General features: G+C 39.9%; 15 protein-coding genes and 2 pseudogenes. 4 read left to right on the top strand and 13 right to left on the bottom strand.

Annotated features, from left to right (window positions below; genetic code table 11):
- The first annotated feature begins 102 nt into the window (after positions 1–102).
- Positions 103–465 (top strand): ArsR/SmtB family transcription factor, encoded by a 363-nt coding sequence (locus DSM106972_RS27490; RefSeq protein ID WP_127083679.1) that lies wholly within the window; start codon positions 103–105, stop codon positions 463–465.
- 74 nt (positions 466–539) lie between these two features.
- The gene (locus DSM106972_RS27495) at positions 540–1,667 is read left to right on the top strand and encodes an NAD(P)H-dependent flavin oxidoreductase (RefSeq protein WP_127083680.1); all 1,128 of its coding nucleotides are present in this window, start codon (positions 540–542) and stop codon (positions 1,665–1,667) included.
- 40 nt (positions 1,668–1,707) lie between these two features.
- Here the strand turns inward: DSM106972_RS27495 and DSM106972_RS27500 are convergent.
- From DSM106972_RS27500 to DSM106972_RS27555, 12 genes and pseudogenes are all read right to left on the bottom strand, one after another.
- Positions 1,708–1,938 (bottom strand): annotated as a pseudogene (locus tag DSM106972_RS27500) (magnesium-protoporphyrin IX monomethyl ester (oxidative) cyclase); the annotation flags it as partial.
- Positions 1,929–2,333, bottom strand: a pseudogene (hpf, locus tag DSM106972_RS27505) (ribosome hibernation-promoting factor, HPF/YfiA family); the annotation flags it as partial. The pseudogenes hpf and DSM106972_RS27500, both read right to left, overlap by 10 nt.
- A 55-nt stretch (positions 2,334–2,388) precedes the next feature.
- On the bottom strand, positions 2,389–5,154 hold the full coding sequence (locus DSM106972_RS27510) for a bifunctional acetate--CoA ligase family protein/GNAT family N-acetyltransferase (protein WP_127083681.1): 2,766 nt from the start codon (positions 5,152–5,154) through the stop codon (positions 2,389–2,391).
- Between the two features lie 59 nt (positions 5,155–5,213).
- Positions 5,214–7,937, bottom strand: a complete 2,724-nt coding sequence (gene adhE, locus DSM106972_RS27515) for a bifunctional acetaldehyde-CoA/alcohol dehydrogenase (RefSeq protein WP_233787024.1) — start codon at positions 7,935–7,937, stop codon at positions 5,214–5,216.
- A 57-nt stretch (positions 7,938–7,994) separates the two neighbouring features.
- Entirely contained in the window at positions 7,995–8,780 is a 786-nt protein-coding gene (gene pflA, locus DSM106972_RS27520) for a pyruvate formate-lyase-activating protein (protein WP_186538382.1), read from the bottom strand.
- Positions 8,781–8,837: 57 nt separating this feature from the next.
- Complete coding sequence (gene pflB / locus DSM106972_RS27525) at positions 8,838–11,066, bottom strand: formate C-acetyltransferase (protein ID WP_127083682.1); 2,229 nt, start codon at positions 11,064–11,066, stop codon at positions 8,838–8,840.
- Positions 11,067–11,342: 276 nt separating this feature from the next.
- Positions 11,343–11,699 (bottom strand): ArsR/SmtB family transcription factor, encoded by a 357-nt coding sequence (locus DSM106972_RS27530; protein ID WP_127083683.1) that lies wholly within the window; start codon positions 11,697–11,699, stop codon positions 11,343–11,345.
- A gap of 29 nt (positions 11,700–11,728) precedes the next feature.
- A complete protein-coding gene (locus DSM106972_RS27535) occupies positions 11,729–12,574 on the bottom strand; it encodes a sulfite exporter TauE/SafE family protein (RefSeq protein WP_127083858.1) in 846 nt (281 codons plus the stop codon).
- The gene (locus tag DSM106972_RS27540; RefSeq protein WP_127083684.1) at positions 12,574–13,113 is read right to left on the bottom strand and encodes a rhodanese-like domain-containing protein; all 540 of its coding nucleotides are present in this window, start codon (positions 13,111–13,113) and stop codon (positions 12,574–12,576) included. The genes DSM106972_RS27535 and DSM106972_RS27540 overlap by 1 nt, the downstream gene beginning before the upstream one ends.
- A 58-nt stretch (positions 13,114–13,171) precedes the next feature.
- Positions 13,172–13,864: an MBL fold metallo-hydrolase gene (locus DSM106972_RS27545; protein ID WP_127083859.1), complete on the bottom strand. Its 693-nt coding sequence runs from the start codon at positions 13,862–13,864 to the stop codon at positions 13,172–13,174.
- Between the two features lie 134 nt (positions 13,865–13,998).
- Positions 13,999–16,380: a phosphoketolase family protein gene (locus tag DSM106972_RS27550; RefSeq protein WP_127083685.1), complete on the bottom strand. Its 2,382-nt coding sequence runs from the start codon at positions 16,378–16,380 to the stop codon at positions 13,999–14,001.
- Positions 16,381–16,812: 432 nt separating this feature from the next.
- Positions 16,813–17,529 carry a Crp/Fnr family transcriptional regulator gene (locus DSM106972_RS27555; RefSeq protein WP_127083686.1) on the bottom strand — a complete coding sequence of 239 codons (717 nt, stop codon included), beginning with the start codon at positions 17,527–17,529 and terminating at the stop codon, positions 16,813–16,815.
- Between the two features lie 839 nt (positions 17,530–18,368).
- Between DSM106972_RS27555 and DSM106972_RS27560 the strand changes: the two genes are divergently transcribed.
- The gene (locus DSM106972_RS27560) at positions 18,369–19,058 is read left to right on the top strand and encodes a hypothetical protein (RefSeq protein WP_127083687.1); all 690 of its coding nucleotides are present in this window, start codon (positions 18,369–18,371) and stop codon (positions 19,056–19,058) included.
- 29 nt (positions 19,059–19,087) lie between these two features.
- On the opposite strand, the gene DSM106972_RS27565 is transcribed toward DSM106972_RS27560, so the two are convergent.
- On the bottom strand, positions 19,088–19,786 hold the full coding sequence (locus DSM106972_RS27565) for a Crp/Fnr family transcriptional regulator (protein WP_127083688.1): 699 nt from the start codon (positions 19,784–19,786) through the stop codon (positions 19,088–19,090).
- A gap of 401 nt (positions 19,787–20,187) precedes the next feature.
- On the opposite strand from DSM106972_RS27565, the gene hcp reads away from it, so the two are divergent.
- Positions 20,188–21,867 carry a hydroxylamine reductase gene (gene hcp, locus DSM106972_RS27570; RefSeq protein WP_127083689.1) on the top strand — a complete coding sequence of 560 codons (1,680 nt, stop codon included), beginning with the start codon at positions 20,188–20,190 and terminating at the stop codon, positions 21,865–21,867.
- Positions 21,868–21,869 lie beyond the last annotated feature (2 nt).

The following is a 21,869-nucleotide window of genomic DNA, read 5'->3' on the forward strand; positions in this document are numbered from 1 at the left end:
TAAGCGAGAAAAAATTATTTTGATTTTTACAATTAATTCATATTTCGTTATTATACTAATTAGTTATTAAATTATGGTTTGTGTAGAAGACCCAATTTGCTTATGCCAAAAACGAAGCCATTTAAGGCTAATCCAATTGTTATCGAAGCGGTTGCTGACTATTTCAAGGTACTGTCAGAAGTAAGCCGACTAGAGATTTTGACTTGTCTCAAATCAGGTCGGATGAATGTAATGGAAATTGCCTCAGCAACGGGTTTGGGGCAAGCGAATCTATCTAAGCACTTGAAAGTATTGACTCAGGCAGGAGTTTTATCCCGTCAGTCTCAAGGTACTAGCGCTTTTTACGAGATTGCCGACCCAATTATTTTTGAGCTTTGTGAGTTAGCGTGTGAGCGCATTAGCGAAAGAGTACAACAGCAAGCTCAAAAACTCAAAGCTCTACGGAGCAAAACAGCAGTTTTTTAACAAAAGTTATTTTAAAACACTCAGATGGTAAAATTGCTTGACAACTGTTTAGTTAATAAATCAAATATTCCGTAATGACCCAAGTTCTTAATGCTCTCAAGATTGGCAAACACATTTCTCGCTATCCCATTATTCAAGCTGCAATGGCGGTGGGTGTATCTGGTGCAAAGCTAGCTTCTGCGGTTGCTTTGTCTGGAGGAATAGGTGTAATTGCCTCTTTGGGCTTGGGTTTAGATTCTCCGTATTTTGACCGTCGTAAACGAGGTAGCTTTTTTACTGCCAATCGACTTGCTTTAATTGATGAATTGGCAGAAGCTCGCAGCATTAGTCCAGATGGGGTAATTGGAGTTAATATTCTTGTTGCGACCAAAGATTATTCTGTGTTAGCTCAGACAGCAGCTGCATCTGGCGCCAATTTAATTATTACCAGTGCGGGATTGCCTTTAACCTTACCAGAATATACCGCAGACTACCCCGATGTGGCGCTGGTGCCGACTGTATCTAATTTGCAGGCAGTTGAGTTAATTTGTCAAACCTGGCAAAGTCGGTATAATCGTCTACCAGATGCTTTCATTGTGGAAAATTGCCTTGATGTGGGAGGACATTTTACCGAGTACGAACAAATAAACTCTATAGAATACTCGATTGAATCTGTAATTTTGCAAATTCGAGACTATTTGAAACAGAAAATGGGTGTGATGATTCCATTGATTGTGACAGGTGGAATTTGCGAGCGCAGCGATATTGAGCGTATGTTAGCGATTGGCGCTTCGGGTGTACAAATTGGTAGCCGTTTTATCGCCACAATCGAATGTGATGCCGACCAGCGTTATAAAGATTATCATCTTAAAACCCTTCCCGAAGATGTTATAACCATACCAAGTCCTATAGGAAAACCTTGTCGTGCTATAAGTAATTCTTTTACAGAACAGGTAATTAATAATTCATCAACCATCCAAGAACGGCGATGTATTGGCAACTGTTTAGAAGAGTGTTTGTGTCGAGACAGTAGAAAAACTTATTGCCTTCTGCAAGCACTTGCCAAAGCTGCACGTGGGGATATAGAACATGGTTTAATTTTTTCTGGAGCCAACAGACAACCGATTGAGCGTATTATGTCTGTAGCTGAATTAATGAAAGAGCTTACACAACCAACAAATTCTAAAATAAATGCTGAAGTTACAAACTGCCTGTTTAAATAGCACAGAAACCCGCTTTCTTCGGAAAGCAGGTTTCTACAATTTATCGAACTGTTCCCCGCAATGATTCGGTATCAATGGGTTTAATTAGGTAAAGCAGGAGCAAATTCCAAATAATGGCGCCAATTAAAGACAATTTGCGAACAAGTTTCACAACTTTGGGTTGAGAACTGCGTTCAATCTCGACCATTTTCAAATTGTAATAAACGCATTGGTGTAAACGTGAGAAAAACTTAGGATGGTCGGTGTTAAGCATCACAGGAAACGCACAACCTCTTCGGGTAGTTCGGGAGTACGAGTACCAATCAAATCGTTAACCACTGTTGCAGTATCAACGATTCTTTCTTCAATTGGATTGGAAGTTTTCTTATTTTGAATCCTTTCTTTATATTTTCTTAATTGATTAGCAATTTTATCCGTGACTAAATCAATGCTTGTATATAGGTTTTCGCTACTTTCCTCGGCACGGATAACGTTTTTATTGGCATAAATTGTCACCTCAGCAGCTTGTCTAAGATTAATTCGAGGATTTTTTGCTACACTTAAATGCACATCTACTTCGTTGGTGATATTCTGAAAGTGGTTTACTGCCTTTTCAATCTTTTGATGCACATATTCACGAATAGAATCGGTGATTTCAATATTTTTACCGTGGATGACAAGTTTCATATGTAAACTCTCCTTCTCAAACTTTATCTTGAGTTGAATTATGCTTTCAATTGTGTTAATCTCTTTCTGAAGTCAGGAGAATTTCGGCTTTTATAACAGAAGTCTCACTACTGGGAGTGATACGAAAACCTAATTTTTGACAAACTCGTTGCATTCCGACATTATCGGCGAGAATGTCCGCATGAATTCCAGTTAAATTTTCATTTTTACTAACTTGCAACAATTGCTTCAATAATTCAGTTCCTAGTCCCTGACATTGGCAATAATCGCTAACTAAAATTCCAAACTCGGCTTCTTTTTTACCGTGTAATTTACTTAATCGACCTACTCCTAATATTTCATGTTGTTCTGTTTCTGGATTTTTGTAGTCAGCAACTAAAGCTATTTCTCGGTCATAATCAATGAAACACAAGCGCGTCAGTCTTTCGTGGGCAATGCGTTGACTAAGTTTAATGAGATGAAAATAACGAAAATAGACGCTTTCTTCAGACAATGTTTGATGAAATTGAATCATCAATGGTTCGTCTTCGGGACGAATGGGACGTATGGTTACTTCCTTACCATTTCGCATTGTCCATGCTGAAATATATTGTACGGGATAAGGACGAATTGCTGGTAAAGGTAATTGCTCTTGTTTGATGTCTAAATTGTGAAGTACAATTCTTCCATCAAGGGCAATTAGCGAATTTTTATTACCTGGTTTTGCTAGCAAAGGATTAATATCAATTTCCTTAATCCAAGGTTGCTCGACCACTAATTGGCTGAAGCGTACTAAAAGCTGTTCCAAAGCTTCTAAGTCTACAGATGTTCTGCCTCTAACTCCCTGCAATGCTTTATAAATCCGTGTTTGCTCCATCATTCGCCGTGCCAGGGTAGTATTGAGTGGAGGTAGTGCTAATGCTCTATCTTCAAATACTTCTACCAACTGCCCACCTGTACCAAAAAGCAATACCGGACCAAATTGTGAGTCAATGCTGCTACCAAGAATCAGTTCGTAGCTGTTTTTTAAATCAACCATTGGTTGAATAGTTACTCCACCAAAGTGACTGGCGCCAACTTTAGATGTAACTGAAGTTTGAACGGTATTGTATGCTTCGCGTACTGCATCACCACAGCATAAATTTAAATGTACCCCACCAACATCTGTTTTATGGGTGATTGTATAGGAGTATAATTTGAGAACAACGGGATAACCAATTTCCGAAGCTTGTTGAATTGCCTCTTCTACAGTTGTTGCTAACCGCGTTTCTACTGTTGGAATACCGTAAGCTGCAAGTATTTGTTTTGACTCTACCTCTGTTAATAAAGTTCTTCCTGCTTGCCGTGCTTTTTGAATTATGGTTTCAACTAAAATGCGCTCGCAAACTTCAGCTCCTTGGTTGGCAAGTACAGGAGTTTCATACAAACCGCGCAAATTATAGCTGTAACGCCACATATAATTAAAAACACGCGCGGCAGTATCGGGGTATGAGAATGTGGGGATTGAGGCTTGATTAAGAATTTCTGCTCCCGCTTTGACATTTTGCTCTCCCATCCAACTAGCTAAGACGGGTTTGCCAGTTTTGGCATAAGAACTCAACAAGTTTGCGGTTTGGGTGGGGTTGGTCATTGCCTGTGGCGTTAAAATGACTAACAAACCATCAGTATTTGGGTCTTTGGCAGTAATTTCTAAAGTTTTTACATAACGAGTTGAGTCAGCATCGCCTAACAAGTCGATAGGATTACTGTGATTGCCACTAGGAGGTAACAGTTGATTGAGTGCATCATGGGTTTGGGGAGATAATTGGGCTAATTCACCTCCATCGCTAATGAGCGCGTCCGTCGCTAATACTCCTGGTCCTCCAGCGTTGGTAATAATGGTGAGTCGTTTGCCTTTAGGACGCGGTTGTTTTGCTAAAACCTCCGCCATATCAAATAGTTCAGAGATACGGTTTACTCGTAATACACCGCAACGTCGCAATGCTGCATCAAAAACGGCGTCACTTCCAGCAAGCGCACCCGTATGCGATGCTGCTGCTTGTGCTGCTGCTTCTGTGCGTCCAGCTTTAATGACAATTATTGGTTTGCTCAGAGCAACCTCACGTGCTGCCGACAAGAATGAACGTGCGTCCCCAATAGATTCCATGTAAATAACAATACTTTCTGTATTGGGGTCATCACCAAGGTAATAAATCAAATCACCCCAACCGACATCCAGCATCGAACCGATGGAAATAAACGAGCTAAATCCAACATTTTCTTGAAAACTCCAGTCTAAAATTGCCGTACATAAAGCTCCACTTTGACTAATAAACCCAACTTTACCAGGTCGTGCCATGCTGCTTGCGAATGTAGCATTTAATCCTGTGTAGGGATTCATTACACCCAAGCAATTGGGACCAATTAGCCGCATTTGGCTTTGATTTACTTGTTCCAGTATTTGTCGTTCTAGTTCTACACCAGAAGAACCTATTTCTTTAAACCCAGCTGAAAGAACTATTGCACCCTTGACTCCTGCATTTACACATTCGTTAATCACACTGCTGACAGTTGCAGCAGGAGTGGCAATAACTGCTAAATCTATACTTTCAGGAACTGCGGCAATATTTGGATAAGCTTTTATTCCAAGGATGCTGTTTCGTTTCGGGTTAACAGGAAATACCGTTCCCCCAAATGGATTGCTAATTAAGTTCCATAGCAAGGTGCGTCCCACACTATCTTCTCTTTCACTGGCGCCGATAACAGCGATAGTTTTTGGAGAAAATATTGCATCTAGCGGTTGGTGTTCAGAATGAAAAATATTGTGAGTACGGACTGAAGTGAGTTGACTGCTACTTTGCATAGTTATATAGTATTAAATTGGATTGGGCATTGGGAATTAAAGAATTCCCAATTTCCTATCTAGACAAGGTTTGTGAGAATTGCGAGCGCATCACTATTAAAAAATTCAGGTTCGACGTGATAAAGTGCAGCGTCGATACGGCAACCTTGATAAGCCAAGACATACAATTCTTTCAAGTCGCTCATCAGCGGATAACGAGGATTTGCACCTGTACATTGGTCGTCAAAAGCTTGTTCTGCCATATCTTCAAGCTGGGCATAGAATTCTTTATCTTCGTTACCTAATGCTTCTTTAATAGTGCTGGGAATATCAAGTTGATGTTTGAGGTGTTCTATCGCTGACACTAGTCGTTCAACTTTTTCATCAGGTGTACTACCACCTAAATGTAAGTAATCAGCAATTTGTGCGTAACGTTCCTTTGCGTGAGGGTACTTATACTGAGGGAAAATCGCTTGTTTGAAGGGAATGTCGGTAGCATTGTAACGAATCACATGCGATATTATCAGCGCGTTTGCGAGTCCATGAGGCACGTGGAATGTGGCGCCAAGTTTGTGTGCCATTGAGTGACATATACCTAGAAAAGCGTTGGCAAATGCCATTCCAGCAATTGTAGCTGCATAGTGTACTTTTTCTCGTGCTTCGGGATCATTTGCTCCTTTTTTGTAGGCGTTGGGTAAATATTTAAACAATAAATCAATCGCCTGTAACGCTAAACCATCTGTAAAATCGCTTGCCATTACTGATACGTAGGATTCAAGCGCATGAGTTAATGCATCAATACCACCGTATGCTGTTAACTTCTTCGGCATGTTTTGCACTAGCTCTGGGTCTGCGATAGCAATATTTGGTGTCAAAGCATAATCTGCCAAGGGGTATTTTACTCCTACTCGGTCATCTGTCACCACGGCAAAAGGTGTAACCTCTGAACCAGTTCCTGAAGTTGTGGGGATCGCGACCATCATCGCTTTTTGACCCAAAGGAGCTAATTCATATACCCGTTTGCGGATATCCATAAACCGCATCGCTAAACCTTCAAATTCTACGTCCGGATGTTCGTACATCAACCACATGACTTTAGCGGCATCCATTGGTGAACCTCCACCAATTGCAATTATGACATCGGGTTGATAGCTTCGCAGTAGAGCTAATCCTTTATTCACATTTGAAAGTGTCGGGTCAGGTTCGACATCGTGGAATATATCATATTTAACCCCAATTTCCTCCAAAACTGCTGTGACTTTATCTACTATTCCTAAATCAAATAATGGTTTGTCTGTGACAATAAACGCGCGCTGTTTTCCTGCTAGTTCACGTAAAGCCACTGGTAATGAACCGTATTTGAAGTAAATTTTTGGTGGAACGCGGAACCACAGCATATTTTCTCGCCGTTCCGACACTGTTTTAATATTTAATAGGTGGTGTGGTGTGACGTTATCGGAAATTGTATTACCACCCCAAGTTCCACAACCTAATGTTAGTGAAGGGTCTAGTTTAAAGTTATACAAATCACCAATGGCGCCTTGTGATGAAGGTGTGTTAATCAGAACCCGTGATGTTTTGACGAAATTCTCGAAATAGGCGATATCATCAAGATTCGCTGGATTGGTATATAGTACTGAAGTGTGCCCAAGACCACCAAATTCGATTAATTTTTCTGCTTTAGCTACCGCATCGTGGAAATTAGAAGCACGATACATTGCTAAAATTGGCGACAGTTTCTCATAAGCAAAAGGTTCAGTGGTGCCGATATTTTCTACTTCGGCGATTAATACTTTATAGCTACTGGGTAAAGGACAATATGTATCCGTTCCACAGCCATGTATTTCACCTTTTAGTTCGATTTGTGCGAGTTTAGCAAGGTTTTGCACCGACTGACCAACTATTGCTGGATTTAATCGCCCTTGTTTCAAAATCAAATTACCAAGTTGACGTTTTTGCTCATCGTCGAGAAAATAGGCGCCACGACAAATAAATTCTTGTTTGACTTGCTCGTAAACTTCGTCAACAACAACAACCGATTGTTCGGAAGCGCAAATCATGCCGTTATCAAAGGTTTTGCTTAGTAAAATTGAACTAACAGCAGTTTGAATATCCGCGCTACTATCAATAACTGCTGGTGTATTTCCGGCGCCAACACCTAACGATGGATGTCCAGAAGAATATGCAGCACGAACCATTCCTGGACCACCCGTTGCTAAAATTAATTTAACTTCAGAATGCTGCATCAATGATGACGACAATTCTACCGTTGGTTCATCAATCCAACCAATGATATCAGAAGGGGCGCCTGCGGCAATAGCAGCGTTTAAAATAATTTGTGCTGCTTTAATAGTGCATTTTTTAGCTTTAGGGTGCGGTGAGAAAATAATGGCATTACGAGTTTTTAGGGCAATTAAAGCCTTAAAAATTGTTGTTGCAGTTGGATTAGTGACTGGTACAATTCCGGCGATAATACCTACAGGTTCGGCAATTTTTTGAATACCAAAAGATTTATCTACTTCAATTACACCGCAGGTTTTCTCATGTTTATATTTATTGTAAATAAATTCTGAAGCAAAGTGGTTTTTAATCACTTTATCTTCGATAATACCCATGCCTGTTTCTAAAACAGCCATCTTTGCCAGAGATATTCGTTCTGCATTAGCTGCCAATGCGGCTTTTTGGAAAATTAAATCGATTTTATCTTGAGAGAAAGTTGAGAATTGTTCTTGTGCAGCTTTTACTCGTTGGACGAGAGCTTCTAATTCTTCGACATTAGTGACTTTGCAATTCATTACTTGCATAACTTTATCCTTTTGCAGAATTTACAACAGAGAAGTGGGTACTGCCCACCATACGAATCAAATCGCAAATATTCCCTTACTCCGAAAAATATCTATTGCTACTTGTACTTGTTCTGGAGATGGTGTGGGAGTTTCTTTCAACAAGTATTCAAAACCCAATTGTTCCCATTTGTATTCACCCATTTTATGAAATGGTAAAACTTCAACTCTTTCAACATTGTTAAGTGTTGCGATAAAATTGGCTAAACCTGCAATATTTTCTGGGTCATCGGTAAGACCAGGAACCAATACATATCGGATCCAAGTTGGCTTATTTATTTCATTCAAGTATTTAGCTAAAGCCAACGTTGGTTCAATTCTAACACCTGTTACATATGTATAGGTTATTGGGTCAAATGATTTAATATCTAGTAACACTAAATCAACAAATTCGAGTACATATTTTGCCGATTCTAAATCACAAAAACCAGAAGTATCCAATGCTGTGTGAATACCTAATGACCTACAGCGTTTGAAGATTTCTCGAACAAAGCTAGGTTGAAATAAAGGTTCTCCACCACTTATTGTAACACCACCACCAGAAGATTTCATATAAGATGTATACTTCTGAATTTCGGTGACAATTTCATCAACACTGATTTGTTTACCATTTTCCAGTTTCCGACAATCAGGATTGCTGCAATAAAGACAACGAAGCGGACAGCCAGATGTGAAGATTAAAAAACGAATACCCGGACCATCAACAGTCCCACAACTTTCTACTGAGTGTATATAACCATAAGTAATTGCTGGAACTACTTTATTATTTTCGACTTTAGTTGTTGTAAATTCTGGATTTGGCATAACCTTTGCTTATAGTATATAAAGAAGGGTGAGCAACAATTCTCACCCTGCATATTCTTAGAATCTTTCGTGGAACGTTCGCTTAATTACATCAAGCTGCTGTTCGCGCGTCAATTTTATAAAGTTCACTGCATAACCCGAAACCCGAATAGTCAACTGCGGGTATAATTCTGGATGTTCCATCGCATCCATTAATGTGTCCCGGTTCAAGACGTTGATATTAATATGATGTCCAGAATCGTGGAAGTAACCATCAAGCATTCCAACCAGATTTGTAATTTGGTCAACTTCTAATTTACCTAATGCCGATGGTACTACTGAGAAAGTATTGGAAATACCATCTTGTGCATATTCATAAGGGAGTTTTGCGACCGATGCCAGCGATGCTACTGCACCTTTAGTATCGCGTCCGTGCATCGGGTTGGCGCCAGGTGCAAAGGGTTCTCCAGCTTTTCTGCCATCGGGTGTATTTCCTGTTTTCTTGCCATACACCACGTTTGAGGTAATTGTTAGCACTGACTGTGTAGGTATTGCATTTCGATACGTCTTGTGCTTGCGAAGTTCGTTCATGAATCTGGTGACTAAATGCACCGCAATTTCATCAACTCGGTCGTCATTATTTCCGTATTTAGGAAAATCTCCTTCAATTTGATAATCAACAGCTAATCCTGTTTGATTGCGTAATACTTTTACTTTCGCGTATTTAATGGCAGACAAAGCATCTGCAACGACTGACAACCCAGCAATACCGCAAGCCATTGTTCGCAGAATATCACGGTCGTGTAATGCCATCTCGATGCGTTCGTAGCAGTATTTATCGTGCATGTAATGGATGACGTTGAGCGTATTAATATAAGCTTTCGCCAACCATGCCATCATTTTTTCAAATTTACTCCAAACCTCTTGGTAATCTAGATATTCTGATGTAATAGGCGCAATTTCTGATGCAACTTGTTCGCCTGATTTTTCATCCTTACCGCCGTTAATAGCATACAGCAAGCACTTAGCAAGGTTTACTCTGGCGCCGAAGAATTGCATTTGTTTACCAATTCGCATTGCTGAAACACAACATGCAATTGCGTAATCATCTCCCCAATAAAGACGCATCAAATCGTCGTTTTCATACTGAATTGAGCTTGTCTTAATTGACACTTTGGTACAGAAATGCTTAAAGTTATCTGGCAAACGTTCTGACCATAATACAGTTAAATTGGGTTCTGGTGCAGGTCCTAGGTTATACAAAGTATGCATGATGCGGAAACTATTTTTTGTCACCAAGGGTCTGCCATCTTCACCCATACCACCAACACATTCAGTAACCCAAGTGGGATCACCAGAGAATAGCTCATTATAGTCAGGTGTCCGCAAGAATCTTACCATCCGCAACTTCATGACAAAATGGTCGATGAGTTCTTGCAGTTCAGATTCAGTTATTTTACCTTGTTGCAAGTCACGTTCAAAGTAAATATCGAGGAACGTAGAAACTCGTCCCAAGGACATTGCAGCGCCGTTTTGTTCTTTAACTGCTGCAAGATACCCAAAATATAGCCACTGCACGGCTTCTTTGGCATTTGCTGCTGGTTTGCTAATATCAAAACCATAGCTTACAGCCATTTCTTTGAGTTCAAACAGTGCTTTGACTTGTTCAGAAATTTCTTCACGCAGACGAATTGTGTCTTCGTCAATTACATCTAATTCTAAAGATTCAAGTTGCGCTTTTTTATCTTCAATCAGAGCATCTACACCATACAACGCGACTCGACGATAATCTCCGATAATTCTGCCGCGTCCGTAAGCATCTGGCAATCCTGTAATAATGCCATAATGCCGACATAACCGCATTTCGCGAGTATAAGCATCAAATACCCCATCGTTATGGGTTTTGCGGTATTTGGTGAATGTCTCTGCTGTTTTAGGATTTATTTCGTAACCGTAAGCTTGTAATGAATCTTTAACAACGCGAATACCACCAAAGGGCATTATCGCGCGTTTCAGGGGTTTTTCTGTTTGCAATCCGACTATTTGTTCGAGTTCGCGGTTAATATAACCTGGGCGATGAGAAGTAATCGTAGAAACAACTTCAGTATCTGTATCTAAAATACCTTTTTCGCGTTCAATTGACATTAAATCTTGGACTTGATGCCAGAGTGCTTGAGTCCTTTGGGTTGCACCTGTTAAAAAAGATTCGTTGCCTGTGTAAGGAGTGTAATTTTTCTGGATGAAGTCGCGGACGTTGATTTCTTTCATCCATTTACCACTTTTGAAGCTATGCCATTGTTCCAGCATATTTGATTCCCCCAGTTGTTTATCTCTGGTTATTTGGGTTTTGGGTCGTGACTATATCTTGCTTATTTTCTTGGGGTGGATGTTTTGTGGGATGTTTTGTGGGGTGTTTAACTTGTAACTAGTCTCCACACTTTCATTATATCTGAATAAGCTTAAAAAAATTATGAGAACAAGATTAACATTTTTTCCACTTGTAATTATTTGACAGTATAGTTTTACTACTTAAGCGGAATCATATATCGTATTTAGTGCAAACAAGCGTTCTAGCAATCTACATTAATCCCGATGCGGTGAATCGCGAAGTATTTGCAGGTGTTCTAACTGCTGAGTTTGTTCTTGGAGACGAATTGCAAGACGGTCGCACACCAGTTCGCATATCTCAAAAATTAATGGGTCAACAATTTCATAAAAAACGCTCACTCCATGCGGTTGACGCTTTACAATTCCTGCTTGTGTCAATATCTTTAAATGCTTGGATACGTTTGCTTGTCCCAATCCAGTTTTTTCAATTATTTCCGAGACATTCTTACTACCTGACTTCAAGCAACAAAGAACCTGGAGTCGGCTAATTTCAGAAAGCACTTTAAAATAATCAGCAATTTGTCCTAGAGCCGCAGGTAAAGTTTCTAACATAAGTAATCTAATTTGGTATATGTGTTATATTACAATATAGTAGTATTATTTATCATCGTTACATAGTTATGTTTCTCTACCTTTGAAGATTGAGGAGCATTGCGATTCTGTACTAAAACAACAGCTGCAACTCCTAGTAAAAAATAACCAAAGGTTTTCTGAAGTTTTTGAGCGGGAATAAACTGAGTAAGGTATGCACCAGGAATCGTGCCCGCACTTGCAGCCACAATAAAAGACAATATCAAGCTCCAATTGAGAGACACATGTCCCACATATCCCAAAAAGCCTGCCACTGAATTAAGCACAATGATAAGCAGCGATGTCCCAATCGCTTGTTTCATTGGTACATTTCCTAGCAGTACCAAAGCTGGAACGATTGCAAATCCACCACCGACACCAACTAACCCAGTCAATATACCCACTCCTAAACCTTCACTCATTAACCACAACCAACAATACTTACAAACAGGTTTGGGATAGAATGCCAACTTCTCATTTACTGCTACAGCTTTAGAACTACGCCTAATCATAAAAACCGCAGCAAACACCATCGCAATTGCAAATAGCATCATTTGCAAAGTTTCAGTAATTACTGGCAGCGTGGCAATCTTGGCGCCTACAAATGACCCTAGCATCGTTGCGGAACCGAAGATAAATGCTGTTTTCAAGTTGACATTTTTGGCTCGCCAGTGAGGAATTAAGCCCAATATGCTGACAGTACCGACAATCACCAAAGTCATGGCGATTGCAGATTTTGGCGATTCACCCATGACATAAACTAGAATCGGCAATGCCAGCACCGAACCACCACCACCAATTAAGCCCAAGCTGATCCCAATACAAGCAGCTAGTAGATGCCCGATAATCCAATGAATCATACACTGCTCCGTTGGTTATAAGGTAGTTTTGCTAGTAGCATTCCTAACAGGCAGCTATCTGTAATACCCGCAAACATTAATCCGGCGCCTACGAAGCCGCTAATAACTAAGAACCAGGGGGAAACAAATGCTCCCAGCACTGTGCCAGTTAATACTAAAGAACCTGCAACAATCTGCACTTGCCGCATCAAGCTAATCGGAGCATTCTGGTTAATCTCAGTAGGATAACCCGCTTGTTTCCAAGCACCCATACCTCCCTCAAGATGAGTTACTTTTGCAAATCCTGCATCAAATAGCTTTTGGGCTGCCATTGTCGAGCGATTACCTGAACGACAGTAAAGCACCGTGCTACCGTCTTGGGGAACTTTGGGCGCCTCAAAGTTGGAAAGAGGAACTAGTATTGCTCCTGCGATATGCTCTTGAGCATACTCTCCAGGTTCGCAAACGTCGATGAGTGTCACCGCTTGCTGCTCTAATAATTGTTTGAGTGTATGGGTATCAACGGTTTGTAATTTTTTCAAGCGAGAAGTAGTCATAAATATTTATCCTTTTATTCAAGAAAAAGTGTACTATTATGCGATTTTGGACTGAAGTTTAAGCAGCGACATTACCACACTTCTCGTTAGCAGGCACTGCCTCCATAATCTTTTTGGGATCGGGTAGGTTAAGATTTGCCATCAATTCAATAAACTCACTTTGGGTGAGTCCTACAAACCGAGGATTCCACAGCTTCTCTTCACCAATAGTAGAAACTGTATTTCCTCGATAATCATGACCAGGATAAACCAATGTTTCATCAGGCAGTGTCAACAGCCTTTGTGTTATCGATTCATACATACGAAGGGCACTCCCACCTTGGAAGTCAGTTCGCCCACAACCACGAATTAACAGTGAATCTCCAGTTAACAGGTTAGTACCATTAACTAGATATGCCATGTGGCTATCAGTATGACCAGGAGTCGTAATTGCTTCTATTTTTAAACTTCCTAGCTCCAAGACTTCTCCATCTTTAATAAATTTGTCCGCACAGACTGCTTGAGCATTTTCTGGCACTATTCCAAGACAATCCGTCATTTTTCGTAGTTTTGCTGTCCCTGTAATATGGTCAGCATGGATGTGGGTTTCTAAGCAATATTTCAAAGTTAGTCCTAGTTCCTTGAGTAATTGGCAATCACGTTCTACCCGCTCCAACACTGGGTCAACTAAGATAGCCTCTTTGCTAACTGTGTCGGCAATCAAATAAGTATATGTACTAGTTTCTGCGTCAAAAAGCTGGCGAAATAACATCATGGCTAACTCCTGGTTAGGTTCTATCTTTCCTTTTTACCTATTTTATCATGATACTACTATATAGTAATATAATGTCAAGCAAGGAAAGACCGAGTATATTCGGTCTCTACATCTAACCTAAAAAGAACTAACTAATACATCCACTTCCAATCGCGAATTTCTGGCATATCTTCACCATGTTCGCGAATGTACTGTTTGTGTTCAATTAACTTGTCTTGCAGCATTTGCTTGACATAAGCTACCGAGGCGCCTAATTCAGACACACGGTCAATTACGTCTATTACCAAGTGGAAGCGGTCTAAATCGTTTAGCACAACCATATCAAATGGTGTGGTGGTGGTTCCCTCTTCCTTGTAACCGCGTACATGTAGGTTTTTATGGTTTGTACGACGGTAAGTTAGACGGTTAATTAACCAAGGATAACCGTGGAAGGCAAAAATAATTGGTTTATCTGTTGTAAATAAGGCATCAAAGTCCTTATCTTCTAAACCGTGAGGATGTTCGCTTTTCGGTAGCAAAGTCATTAAATCCACAACATTGACCACTCGCACTTTTAATTCTGGTAAATTCTGCCGCAAAATATCTACAGCTGCCAAAGTTTCTAAGGTCGGAACATCACCTGCACAAGCCATGACTACATCCGGTTCACCACCTTTGTCATTGCTTGCCCATTCCCAAATCCCAATTCCTTTGGTGCAGTGTTTAATTGCTGCGTCCATATTTAGGAATTGTAATGCGGGTTGTTTGCCTGCAATTACCACATTTATGTAGTGACGACTTCGTAGGCAATGGTCAGTTACTGATAATAAGGTATTGGCATCGGGTGGTAGATAAACGCGAATAATTTCCGATTTCTTGTTTACCACATGGTCGATAAAACCAGGGTCTTGGTGCGAAAAACCATTGTGGTCTTGGCGCCAAACATGGGAAGTCAATAAATAATTGAGCGATGCTACAGGTCTACGCCAAGGGATATGTCGGGTAGTTTTTAACCACTTGGCGTGTTGATTAAACATTGAGTCAATCAGGTGAATAAATGCCTCGTAGCAAGAGAAGAATCCGTGGCGCCCTGTAAGTAAGTATCCTTCTAACCAACCTTGGCAAGTATGTTCACTTAAAATTTCCATGACGCGACCATCAGTAGAAAGGTGGTCATCGTAATCATAAGTTTCGGCGACCCAAGTTCTGTTTGTCACTTCAAATACATCGCCCCACCGATTAGATGCGGTTTCATCGGGACCAAAAATACGGAAGTTTCCAGCTTGTGTGTTGAGTTTCATTACATCCCGCAGGAATTTACCCATAACGCGAGTTGCTTCAACTTCAACGGTTCCTGGTTTCGTTACTTCCACTGCATAATTAAAGAAGTCAGGCATTTTTAGGTCGCGCAGCAAAATACCACCGTTGGTATGAGGGTTATCACCCATGCGGCGTTGACCTAGTGGAGCTAGTTCCGCTAATTCTGGAATTAACTTGCCATTTTCATCGAAGAGTTCCTCTGGCTTATAACTCTTCATCCAATTTTCTAGAAGTGTTACATGTTCTGGCTTGGTCGCCATTTCAGAAAATGGTACTTGGTGTGACCGCCAATAATCTTCAGTCTTTTTACCATCAACTTCCTTTGGTCCAGTCCAACCCTTGGGAGTCCGCAAAATAATCATTGGCCATCGCGGACGCTCTTTAACACCATTTTGACGAGCATCTTCTTGAATTTCTTTAATTTCTCGAATTGCAGTATCGAGAGTTGCAGCCATTAACTGGTGTATTATTTCCGGGTCGGAACCTTCAACAAAATAAGGATGATAGCCATAACCAACAAACAAGCTATTTAATTCTGCATGGCTAAGGCGTGCCAAAATAGTCGGGTTTGCAATTTTATAACCATTGAGATGCAGAACCGGAAGAACGGCACCATCATTCACCGGATTTAAAAATTTATTGGAATGCCAGCTAGTTGCTAAAGGTCCTGTTTCTGCTTCACCATCGCCCACAACACAAGCAACTATTAAGTCAGGGTTATCCAAAGCTGCACCGTAAGCGTGCGACAGTGCATATCCTAATTCACCACCTTCGTGAATTGAACCAGGAGTTTCTGGCGCCACATGGCTGGGAATTCCGCCAGGAAAAGAAAACTGTTTAAAAAGTTTGCCCATTCCCTCTGCATCTTGGGAAACATTAGGGTAATATTCGCTATAAGTTCCTTCAAGATAAGTGTTAGCAACAAGCCCAGGACCACCATGACCAGGACCTGCAATATAAATCATATTCAAGTCATTCTTTTTGATAACTCTGTTGAGGTGAACGTAAATAAAGTTCAAACCAGGAGTGGTGCCCCAGTGACCAAGAAGTCTAGGTTTAACGTGTTCTAACTTCAGAGGTTCTTTTAATAGTGGGTTATCAAGGAGATATATTTGCCCAACAGAAAGATAGTTTGCAGCGCGCCAGTAGGCGTTTATCTTACTAATTTCTTCAATTGACAGAGGTTTGGGTTGTGTTACATTTACTACTGTCATATTAAAACCTCAAAGCTATAATTATTTATTTCGGTATTCGTTTGAGACTCGCTACAGGATAATGGCCTTAACAACAGATGACCAATTGCAGACAAGTTGCAATTCAGTTCTTTGTAGTCTGAACTAAAAAAGACTAATAAAATTCATTAATGTTTGCCTTTACATTTTCCAGGTATCAAACCATCTAATTAGCGATTGAGTACCAATTGTAAATTCATACCAAAATTAAGTGTTGGCTTGGTACTTTTCTATGCCGATTACATGCTATTCGATAAGCCAAGGTTTGTCAATTGAAAATTCAAGCTGACCGAATTAAAATCAAATTTTTAAGCTTTGATTATGAGTTTTAACTATTACCTTAGTGAACTTTAGCTACGCTATTATACATTAAAGTTCACTATACTGTCTGTCCGGTAGCGGACATAAGGTAAATCATTTGATAGCATTAAGTAAACGATTAGATTCAAGTTTAATGATTTTGTAACATTCACAAGCTGTGTCTTCTAGTTTTTCCAAACTTAAAATTGTGATTATGCCTCGGCGGTAGCGAATAATACCTGCTTTTTGTAGTATTCCTGCTGCTTCAGTAATACCTGAGCGACGAGAACCTAACATTTGAGCAATGTACTCATGTGTCATTGAAAACTCGTCAACTTGCAAACAATCGCGTACCATTAGCAGCAATCGAGCAAGACGTTCTTCTGTATGATGCAAACGATTACAAGCAGATGTTTGGGAGACTTGAGTCAATCGCGCCTGAATATAACAAAGTAACAAGAATTGAAAATACCCTCCTTTATTAAACTCTGCTTTTAATAGTTTTGCTTCTATACGCATTGCACTACCAGCAATTTGAACCATCGCGAGGCTAATACTAGAATTGCCACCTAATATAATAGGAAGACCAATCATCCCTTCTTTGCCAATTAAACCAATTTCTACTGATGCATTCTCTTTCGTTATCGCTACCAAAGAAATCATGCCTTGATTAGGAAAATATGCATACTTCATAAATTCCCCTGGTTGATAAATAACTTGGTGAAGCGGTAAATCTACAAGCTGAAATTGTTGAATTATAAATTGGTATTCTTCTGTAGGTAAAGTTGCAAGTAATATATTTTGTGGAGTTTGCTTAGATAAGTTGTTCATATATTCCTCACATTCATAAATAGAATCACGCTGATTCTTATCATCTGTAAGCGATGAAGTGGATTGAAATTAATATTTATCTTTAATAATGACAGGATACTACTAGCTACCTAAGTAAATTTAAGTAAGCTTGCTCTGCTTTATTTGTATAGTAATGTAGATAAATAAATACTCAGGCCTTTAAGTTGTAATCAGCAGTAACTTTGCGTTGAAATATACGTCAAAAACACAGGAACAGGAAAAATAGCTAAGAAAAACAGTAATGTAATTAGTATATGAGTCCTAGTTTAAGATGCTATCCTACGGGAAAAGCTGCGCTTTAGGTTACGCTTACGCTACACGAGCGCATGACCACATTGGATCGATTATTCTGTGAGCTTCTCTAAAGTCTTGTGGTACATAACCAGCCAAACTTGATGATTACCATCGATATTTGACAAAGGTTTATATTGTGCCCTTTAATCCTCCCATCTATCTTCCTATATATATATATGAAGAAGTTGAGGAAATTGTGAGGATGCTAACTTTAATTGTACTTTATAATGCAAAATTACTATTATTTAATGAAGATTATAAGAAATGTTATGCACTAAGCACTACCTCAGATCTTGCACCTTAACTTTATTGAGAAGAAAAAAGCTTGTAATACCTATTCTTACGTAGGGTGGGCAGTGCCCACCTTACTTTGCTCTCGAAGGTGCATTCCGGTAAGCTACCCGTCCGGCGCCTCAAACCTATTTAACGCCTAGCCAATAATTATGTGACAAATGATACATGACTTTGATAAGTTCTGTTATGTTGTAATGGAATAAAAATTTAAAGTATGAGGGAGTTAGACAGTGATTAGCAGCAGTTTTTTTCGATTAGGGGTTTGGGGAAAATGGATGCTTTTTACAGTTATAGGCTTTATTATTGGTGGGCTTGTTGGTACTGCGGTTGCATTTGTAAGTGTTCCTGTAGTGAGTTCATTAATAGCTTTCATACCAGGAGCAAACAATCAAGGAGCAATTGGTTATATACTTATTGGCTGTGGGATTATTGGTGCGGCAGTTGCTGGTGCGGTAATTGGTGGATTGCAATGGTTAGTTTTGCAACAGTGGTTTGAGCAAGCTCGTTGGTGGATACTTACTAGTGCTGTCGGTTGGATTGGAATTATAGTTGCCGTAATTGCTTTAGCTTATACCCATGTGGGTGGGCCAGTTGGTCAACCGGATGGAAGTTTTGTGGAAACAACTCTTTGGGATAATAGAGAAGCAATAGCAAGGTCAGTAGCTGGTGTGCTAATAGCTGCTTTGATAATAGGGGTTCTCCAATCGTTAGCGCTTAGATTTACATTCCAGAAAGCAGGATTATGGATAGTTATGAATATGGTGGTGTTTTTAATTGCATCAGCAATTATGGTTTTGTGGGTACGGGGTGCTGGTGGAATGTTTGGTATTCCAGTTTTTTTTGCTGCTTATTCACCATTCTATGCAGCTATTAGTGGTATAACAATTCTTCTACTACAAGCTCAAACAAATAACCACTGAACAATGAATTATGGCGATGGTGAGTTAGATTAAATACCATCAAGTAATTTGCTCAAACGCTCACGATTAAGCAGGCTAATTTTAGAACCATCTATTTCAATTAAACCGTCGCGACTCAGTTTGTAAAAAACGCGCGATAGGGTTTCGGGAATTGTGCCCAACATCGCTGCTAATTGTCCTTTCGTTAAATCAAGTTCTACAGTTTCAGCGTTGCCTGTCCGTTCGCTTAAACTCAATAAATAAGTTGCGAGTCGAGCTGGAACTTCTCGCAATGAGAGATTATCAACTAAATGAGAAAATCGTCGTAGATGACGAGCAAAGCTTTTGAGCATATTAATTGTCAAAGTTGGTTGCTGTTCTAACAATTGCACAAAGGAATTACGGGGAAAAAATAACAACTCTGCTTTCTCAATCGTTGCTGCTGAAGCGGGATAACATTTACCATCGAAAGCAGGTACTTCTGCAAAATGATCCCCCAACCCAAAAACGTGCAGAATTTGTTCTTTACCCTCTGCTGACTGCTTAAAAACCTTTACCCTACCTGATTTAATAACGAAGAAACCCCTTGCTTCATCTCCCTGGTGAAAGATAATATCTCCCTTACCATAAAATTGGTCGATTGCAATTTGCTTAATAATAGCGAGTTCCTCTTTTGATAACCCTTGGAACATCTGACTTTGACTTAGAAAATTCACAATTTCTGACGGTTCGTTAATAAAGCTTTTCATATCGTAATATTTTTTAATTATTTGAAAACATACTCTTACTACTTTAGCCGAAATCATGAATTTCTATCTAGTGGTTCATGTCAATAGTTTTGGGGTGGTATATTTTTTACCACAGAGACGCAGAGGACACAGAGAAAATAATCGGAGAAATTTAAAATCGGCGCCTACACCCCAAAATTAATGACACGAACCATTAGTTTTCTAATGGGCGCCGCCTATCACATATTATAGTAATTGTCAAAAATTATACATGTAGAGACGCGATTAATCGCGTCTCTACAACGGGAATACAAAGAAAATATAAAGAATTACATTTACCTATCAATTTTTGACTTAAGTCAAAGAAAGCTACGAGCCAGATTTTATAGGATACACGCAGACAAGGAAGAGGAGAGAACAATATGTTTTGCGAACAATGCGAACAAACCGCCAGCGGACAAGGATGCCACCAGTGGGGTGCGTGTGGTAAAAGCCCAGAGGTTAACGGCGTTCACGATTTATTGATTTATTGTCTGCGAGGTCTTGCACCTGTAGCATTAGGCGCCCACAAGTTAGGCATCTCGACTCATAATATAGATGTGTTTACCTGCGAAGCAATGTTTGCCACAATGACAAATGTGAACTTCGACCAAAAACGCCTTAACGATTATGTTCGGCGTGCAATAGCCTATCGCGAACAGCTAAAACTCCAAATACAGCAAGCTACAGGTGTAGCACAAACATGGTCAGATATATCCTGTTATCAACCCAATTTTGATGATAGCTTGGCAGAACAAGGTCAAGACATTACTCTTAAATTTATTAGTCAATCGGGAACAAATGTTGACATTTTCTCTCTTAAACTAACAGTACTGTATGGTCTCAAAGGGGTAGCTTCTTACGCATTCCATGCCCAAGAATTGGGACAAGAAGACGAACGAGTTTATAAATTCTGTTATGAAGCTTTAGCAAACCTCGATAATCAAGACTTAAGTTTAGATCATTGGGTAAACTTAGCGTTGAAAGTTGGTGAAATTAACCTGCTAACAATGGAACTTCTAGATGCTGGACACACTAGCACTTACGGTCATCCCGTTCCTACTTTAGTTGACCTTCATGCAAAAGCTGGTAAAGCAATTTTAGTTTCCGGTCACGATATCCCCCAACTAGAAGCAATACTAAAACAAACGGTTGGTACTAGTATTACAGTTTACACTCATGGCGAATTGTTACCTGCTCATGGTTATCCCCGTCTCAAACAAACCTATCCCCATCTCTACGGGCACTATGGTACAGCTTGGCAGAACCAGACTAAGGAATTTGCAAAATTCCCAGGTGCGATTATTATTACTACCAATTGCTTGATGCCACCCCATGCTAACTATGAAGATAAGTTATTTAGTATTGGTCCAGTTGGCTATCCAGGATTGAATTATTTGAATGCTGGGGTTGATGGTAGCATTGATTTTGCTCCTGCAATTCGTAAAGCTCTAGAACTGCCAGAATTTAGAGAAGATGAAGTTACAAATGTACCCCGTCAAGTAACAACAGGCTTTGCACGAAATGCGATTTTGAGCGTTGCAGATCAAATAATAACAGCCGTTAAAGCAGGACAAATTCGCCATTTCTTCTTGATTGGAGGTTGCGACGGCGCCAAACCCGACCGCAATTATTATACCGAATTAGTAGAAAAAGTTCCCAATGATTGTATCATTTTAACTCTTGCCTGTGGTAAATTCCGCTTCTTTGACAAGGATTTGGGTGATATTGGTGGAATTCCGCGCTTACTCGATGTTGGTCAATGTAACGATGCTTACTCAGCAATTCAAATTGCATTAGCGCTAGCAAATGCCTTTGAGGTGGATGTAAACGAGTTACCGCTATCAATGATTTTATCTTGGTACGAGCAGAAAGCCGTTGCGATTTTACTCACCTTGCTCTACTTAGGAATTAAAGATATTCGCCTTGGCCCAACTCTACCAGCATTTATCTCACCAAACGTATTTAAGCTGCTGTCACAGAAATATAACTTACAGCCCATTACCAAACCAGATGCTGACTTAGCGGCTTGTCTCGCTCCAGAAAGCTATGCCTTACAATAAAT

It is taken from the genome of Dulcicalothrix desertica PCC 7102, assembly GCF_003991905.1.
Classification (GTDB): Bacteria; Cyanobacteriota; Cyanobacteriia; order Cyanobacteriales; family Nostocaceae; genus Dulcicalothrix; species Dulcicalothrix desertica.

What these genes read in the sequence shown, in the direction of transcription:
- DSM106972_RS27490 (WP_127083679.1), top strand. Translation starts at nt 103, where the DNA reads ATGCCAAAAACGAAGCCATTTAAGGCTAATCCAATTGTTATCGAAGCG.
- DSM106972_RS27495 (WP_127083680.1), top strand. Translation starts at nt 540, where the DNA reads ATGACCCAAGTTCTTAATGCTCTCAAGATTGGCAAACACATTTCTCGC.
- DSM106972_RS27510 (WP_127083681.1), bottom strand. Translation starts at nt 5,154, where the DNA reads ATGCAAAGTAGCAGTCAACTCACTTCAGTCCGTACTCACAATATTTTT.
- adhE (WP_233787024.1), bottom strand. Translation starts at nt 7,937, where the DNA reads ATGCAAGTAATGAATTGCAAAGTCACTAATGTCGAAGAATTAGAAGCT.
- pflA (WP_186538382.1), bottom strand. Translation starts at nt 8,780, where the DNA reads ATGCCAAATCCAGAATTTACAACAACTAAAGTCGAAAATAATAAAGTA.
- pflB (WP_127083682.1), bottom strand. Translation starts at nt 11,066, where the DNA reads ATGCTGGAACAATGGCATAGCTTCAAAAGTGGTAAATGGATGAAAGAA.
- DSM106972_RS27530 (WP_127083683.1), bottom strand. Translation starts at nt 11,699, where the DNA reads ATGTTAGAAACTTTACCTGCGGCTCTAGGACAAATTGCTGATTATTTT.
- DSM106972_RS27540 (WP_127083684.1), bottom strand. Translation starts at nt 13,113, where the DNA reads ATGACTACTTCTCGCTTGAAAAAATTACAAACCGTTGATACCCATACA.
- DSM106972_RS27545 (WP_127083859.1), bottom strand. Translation starts at nt 13,864, where the DNA reads ATGTTATTTCGCCAGCTTTTTGACGCAGAAACTAGTACATATACTTAT.
- DSM106972_RS27550 (WP_127083685.1), bottom strand. Translation starts at nt 16,380, where the DNA reads ATGACAGTAGTAAATGTAACACAACCCAAACCTCTGTCAATTGAAGAA.
- DSM106972_RS27555 (WP_127083686.1), bottom strand. Translation starts at nt 17,529, where the DNA reads ATGAACAACTTATCTAAGCAAACTCCACAAAATATATTACTTGCAACT.
- DSM106972_RS27565 (WP_127083688.1), bottom strand. Translation starts at nt 19,786, where the DNA reads ATGAAAAGCTTTATTAACGAACCGTCAGAAATTGTGAATTTTCTAAGT.
- hcp (WP_127083689.1), top strand. Translation starts at nt 20,188, where the DNA reads ATGTTTTGCGAACAATGCGAACAAACCGCCAGCGGACAAGGATGCCAC.